This window comes from Wohlfahrtiimonas larvae, assembly GCF_002006755.1.
In the GTDB taxonomy this organism is placed as follows: domain Bacteria; phylum Pseudomonadota; class Gammaproteobacteria; order Cardiobacteriales; family Wohlfahrtiimonadaceae; genus Wohlfahrtiimonas; species Wohlfahrtiimonas larvae.
Genome location: NZ_MVDO01000271.1, coordinates 1 through 923, shown reverse-complemented (window position 1 = coordinate 923; position 923 = coordinate 1). Strand labels below are relative to the sequence as shown.

Annotated in this window: 1 protein-coding gene and 1 pseudogene; both read left to right on the top strand. The window is 38.1% G+C overall.

The annotated features are described in order from the left end of the window. Positions 1-240, top strand: a 240-nt coding sequence (locus tag BZK14_RS13435; protein WP_171973746.1) for a hypothetical protein, incomplete at its 5' end; no start/stop codon positions are given. A gap of 68 nt (positions 241-308) precedes the next feature. Next, a pseudogene (locus BZK14_RS12995) lies at positions 309-923 on the top strand (hypothetical protein); the annotation flags it as partial.

Below are 923 nucleotides of genomic sequence, written 5' to 3'. Positions count from 1 at the left end.
ATTTGTGCTGCTATATTTGCACATATATCTACAAACACTGTCAAAGATACTGATAAATTAGTTGAAAGTTTTGACTATCAATATCAAGAGGCTATGGCATCATATTTGAAAGTATTTGATGAGTATGAAGGGAAATTTGTAGGATTTAGTTCTAAAATTGTTTCAGAGGGAAAAGATAAGTTTGTTTCATCCTATTGTGAATTTAGAGACAAAGTAAATTACTCAAACCCTGAAATCTAGCATCTCTAAATAATCATCGCGCGCGCGTAACCTAAGCCCTATTATCGAATGAATATAGGGCTTTTTTTATGGCTAAAAGTACAGAACACAATTTAACTCTTACAGCAACAGACCGAGCCTCTCGCCCTGTTTATCAGATGTATCAAAAATTAAAGCGCGAAGGCAAAGCTTTAACTAATAACGAACGACAGCGAAAAATGCTTGGTATTCGTGGTGAACGTGAAATTCAGGCTGAAATTTTACGTACTCAACGTGCATATCATCAATTAGCACGTTCAGGAAAGTTAAGCAGCGAACAACTCGCACGAGCCAAAAATGCAGAGCTTAAAAAGATTCGTGAATTGAATGCCGAGATGGGCAAAAGTGAGCGCCTTTCAAAAGGTCAAAAAGTCATGCGTGGCGCTCAAGTGGCAGGTGCGATTGGTGCAGGTCTTTATACAGCCTCTAATTTAGCAATGAATCCTATTAATAAACGCATGGATTATGAGCGCTCTGTGCGTGGTTTAACAAAAGTAGCTTATGCTGATGAAGGTTTAGATGGCATGAAAGCTGGTGAAGAGCACATTATGCGTATTATAGAAAAGCATGTCACTGATTATGGAGCCACTATTGATCAAGTCATGCAAGCAATGGATGGCGCATTTAGAGCAGGCTTAGAAATTGAAGAAGTTGAGAAAATATTG